This window comes from Kocuria sp. CPCC 205260 (assembly GCF_040981045.1).
In the GTDB taxonomy this organism is placed as follows: domain Bacteria; phylum Actinomycetota; class Actinomycetes; order Actinomycetales; family Micrococcaceae; genus Kocuria; species Kocuria palustris.
This window is the reverse complement of record NZ_JAVKPT010000017.1, coordinates 1-3,489: the sequence shown is the minus strand read 5'-3', so window position 1 is coordinate 3,489 and position 3,489 is coordinate 1. Positions and strand designations below refer to the sequence as shown.

The following is a 3,489-nucleotide window of genomic DNA, read 5'->3' as shown; positions in this document are numbered from 1 at the left end:
CGCGCGAGGGGGCGGGGGTGGGGTTACAGGGTGCGCGGGCCGTAGAGGTCGAAGCCTCCCAGGTTGGTGCGGAAGTAGTTGGCCTCCCGCAGTGCCTCGGCCACGGTCTCGCGGGAGAGGCCGGGGAACTCGGCCCGCTGGCTGGGGCCCGCGGGGCCGCTGTAGCGCAGCACCACCGTCTCGGGCCACTCCTTCCCGGAGTGCTCCACGTAGTTAGTCAGGATCCAACTCTCGTTGTCCGTGTGGTGGGTCCGGTGGGTGGCCAGTACCTGGGCCAGCTGCTCGCGCTGCGTGGTGGTGTCCATAGTGTCCTCCTGGGGAGTCGGTGCCTGGGGCCGTCTGCCCCGCTAACAAAAACAACAATACACTATCAACTAAGCGCGTGCAATATAGGGACTGCGAGCGCCGCTGGGGCCGGGGTGTCCGCGCTCGCGGTGGGTGGCCCAGGTGGACTGCGAGCGCCGCCGGGGCCGGGGTGGACCCGGCGGCACGCGCGGGGGTTAGCGCTGGTAGGTCAGCGCGATTTTGATTTCCTGGACTTGCAGGGGGGTCAGCCCCTGGTTGTCGCCGTCCTCGTCGGGTCCGCCCAGGATCAGCACGTCCCCGGCGATGCAGTCTCCCGGGATCAGGTGCGCGCCCAGGGCGCGGGCCACCCAGGTGGCTCGCTCGTTGACGGGCAGGCTCATCACCTTGCCTTCCTCGTTGAGGTACATGTCCGCGCCCAGCCGGGTCAGGGTCACCACCTCCACATAGCCGCCCACGGTCGTTTGCAGGGCGTTCAGCAGCCGGGAGGCGTCGAGCTCGCGCACCTCGTGGGCGGTGTCGGGGTCGGCAGGGATGAACAGGCCGGTCTTGGTGGTGGTCGTCGTGGTCATGGTGCCCTCCTGGGGTCTAGGGATCCGGGGCCGTCTGCCCCGCTAACAAAAACAACAATACACTACGGTTTGAACGGGTGCAACATGGGGACCGCGAGCGCCCCAGCGGGCCCGGGGCGCTCGCGGTGGCCCTCGGTGCGTGCGGTGGGCCCGTGCCCGGTCGCGCCGATATGCGTCCCTTTCCCGCTTTTCCTGGCAGTGAGCCGCCCCGGGCGGGCCCGTCGGTAGCGGGCCCACCCGGGGCGGCGATGTGCTGGCCACGGGGGAGCGGGCGCGGGGCCCGCCCCCCGTGGGGGATCAGGCGGAGGCCAGGGCCTTAGCGGTCTCAGTCGCCCGCTCCAGGGCCTCCACGGCGCTGGAGTGGTTGGCGTCCCCCTCGGGGTGGCGCACCCCCATCAGCAGGGCCCAGAAGTCCGTGCCCGGGAACGTGGCGATCAGCTGGAAGCTCCCGGACCCGGCGGGGATCTGGTGCATCCGCAACGGGGTGTTGGTGGGGATCCCCGCCGCCCGGCGCACCTTGGCGAAGTCGCCCAGGTAGTCCACGTTGTACTGCGTGGGAACCTCCACGGCCTTGCCCTCGGCCACCGCGCCCAGGGCCTTGACCATCAGCGCCCCCACGCGGGGGTACTCCGCACCCACGGGCGGGTAGGACAGCCGCGCGCTCGCGGTGGCCACCACCACCTCATCGGCGCTCACCTCCACCCGTGCCCGTTCGTGCGACTTGGAGAAGCCCAGGCGCTTGAAGTCATCGGCGGCGCTGGCCGGGAGCGTGAACACGGTCGCCGCCTCCCCCTCCTCGGGGGACTGCTCCAGGGCCACCTCACGGGAGTCCATGAACAGCCGGTAGCGGTCGGTGGCCACACCCGTGACGCGCTCGCCGTCCACGGTGAGCTGGACCTCCTCCAGTACCGGCAGGTTGGCGTTCGCCTTGGCGGTGGCCAGCTTGAGGCCCGCCATCAGGGAGTGCAGCTGCGTGCAGGCGATGGAGTAGATGGTGGTGTTCATGGGAACCCTCCTTGGGTCGTGCGTCCGGGGCCCTGTGCCCCGCTGACAAAAACAACAATACACACCAAACAAAACAGGCGCAACCCCTGGGGCCGGCGAACATGCCGGCGCCCCGGCGAATCGGCCTGTGACTAGGCCAAACACACCGGGGCGCTCGCGGTGGGCGGTGCCTACCGCACGGGGTCAACGGTCAGGTTCTCCAGCATCAAAGTCACCTCCTGGCCCACGCTGGTGGTGTGCACGCGGCAATCCGCGTCCACCCGCGCGCGGTGCAACTCCGCGCGGGTGGGCCGCTGGGGATCGGCGAACAACTCCGCCGCCGTGGCACTGTCCACCTCCACGGTCTCCCGGGTGCGCTCGGTGGTCACCACCTCGAACTCGTACACGCGCGGGTAGGGGTAGACGAACGTGCCATCCGGTGACGGGTCCCAGCTATGGCCCGCCCCGTCCAACACCACCCAGCGGAACGCTTCCCCGCAATCGCAGTAGCGCCACTGGATATGCGGGGGCTGCCCAATGGCACCGGTGGCCACCACGTGCGGGGCCAATTCCCGGAACACCTGCCACAACTGGCCGAACATGTACCCATCGGGCTGGCAGAAACGCGGGGTCACGGCGTACACCCCCGGCGCGTAGGGCGTGGCCTCGTAGCCCGCCGCCGCGAGCCCACGGGCCACGTACACCTCCGGGGCCACGTCATCCGGGTGGGCCAGCCACCGGGCCAACACCTGGCGCACGGCGGGGGTATCGGCCACGGTCAGCGTGGACTCCTCCACGCGGGGATCCTCACACATAGGGAAAGCTCCTTACGGTCTCAGGTGGGGCCGTGTGCCCCGGGAACAGGCCCCGGCGCCTCAGGGGGCGCCGGGGCGCGATAGGCGCTCAGACAGGCGCTCAGAACGTTTTTACGGTGACGCTGGCACCCTGCACCTCCGGGGGCTCATCGCCCATGGCCTCATTCGCGCAGGGCTCCACGGCCTGCCGCGCGCCCTCCAGGTCACCGGGATCGGGATCGAGAGGATCAGCCAGCAACTCGCGCGCCTTCTCCGCAGACAACACCAGGCGCTCGCGGCGCGCGACGGTGTGATGGACGGTGTATTCGTACTCGAACCGCGTGGGCTCTGACGGGGGCTCGGTGTGCTCGCACAGCACACCGGCGACCACCTCCCAGATGAGTCGGCCGGAGTCATCGTCTACCGCCCACCACTCCATCCGAGGGGCGTGGTCGTCCAGCCCGAAGCTGGGCAGGTGCGGGGCCAGGGCGTTCAGCACGCGGCGCATCCGCTCCAGCTCATCCGTGGAGGGCCGCTCGCGGGCGGACTCCATGGCGTACATGCCGCCCTGCAAGACCTCCACCGTGAGGCCGTGGCGGTGGATCACCCGCTCCACCATCGTGGCCTCAGGGAACCGCTCGCCGCGCTGGCACAGGGGGAGCAGCGCCGCGCGCACTCCCGGGGTGTCCACGACCGTCATCGTGGAATCCGCGAACCGCACATCAGTAGGAAACATCGTGACCTCCATGGTCGGGTGGCGGGGCCGTCTGCCCCGGTAACAAAAACAACAATACAGAATGGACGAAATGGGGTCAAGCCGTAGCCATCGCGTGGGG

General features: G+C 69.7%; 5 protein-coding genes. All 5 read right to left on the bottom strand.

Annotated elements, in window-relative coordinates; genetic code table 11:
* Nucleotides 1–23 precede the first annotated feature (23 nt).
* On the bottom strand, nucleotides 24–305 hold the full coding sequence (locus RF645_RS12895) for a hypothetical protein (protein ID WP_367402569.1): 282 nt from the start codon (nucleotides 303–305) through the stop codon (nucleotides 24–26).
* A 195-nt stretch (nucleotides 306–500) separates the two neighbouring features.
* Nucleotides 501–875, bottom strand: a complete 375-nt coding sequence (locus RF645_RS12890) for a DUF3846 domain-containing protein (protein WP_145012399.1) — start codon at nucleotides 873–875, stop codon at nucleotides 501–503.
* Between the two features lie 297 nt (nucleotides 876–1,172).
* Nucleotides 1,173–1,880: a hypothetical protein gene (locus tag RF645_RS12885; protein ID WP_368819236.1), complete on the bottom strand. Its 708-nt coding sequence runs from the start codon at nucleotides 1,878–1,880 to the stop codon at nucleotides 1,173–1,175.
* A gap of 170 nt (nucleotides 1,881–2,050) precedes the next feature.
* The gene (locus tag RF645_RS12880) at nucleotides 2,051–2,656 is read right to left on the bottom strand and encodes a hypothetical protein (protein ID WP_368819235.1); all 606 of its coding nucleotides are present in this window, start codon (nucleotides 2,654–2,656) and stop codon (nucleotides 2,051–2,053) included.
* 118 nt (nucleotides 2,657–2,774) lie between these two features.
* Complete coding sequence (locus RF645_RS12875; RefSeq protein ID WP_368819234.1) at nucleotides 2,775–3,389, bottom strand: hypothetical protein; 615 nt, start codon at nucleotides 3,387–3,389, stop codon at nucleotides 2,775–2,777.
* Nucleotides 3,390–3,489 lie beyond the last annotated feature (100 nt).

What these genes read in the sequence shown, in the direction of transcription:
- RF645_RS12895 (WP_367402569.1), bottom strand. Translation starts at nt 305, where the DNA reads ATGGACACCACCACGCAGCGCGAGCAGCTGGCCCAGGTACTGGCCACC.
- RF645_RS12875 (WP_368819234.1), bottom strand. Translation starts at nt 3,389, where the DNA reads ATGTTTCCTACTGATGTGCGGTTCGCGGATTCCACGATGACGGTCGTG.
- RF645_RS12885 (WP_368819236.1), bottom strand. Translation starts at nt 1,880, where the DNA reads ATGAACACCACCATCTACTCCATCGCCTGCACGCAGCTGCACTCCCTG.
- RF645_RS12890 (WP_145012399.1), bottom strand. Translation starts at nt 875, where the DNA reads ATGACCACGACGACCACCACCAAGACCGGCCTGTTCATCCCTGCCGAC.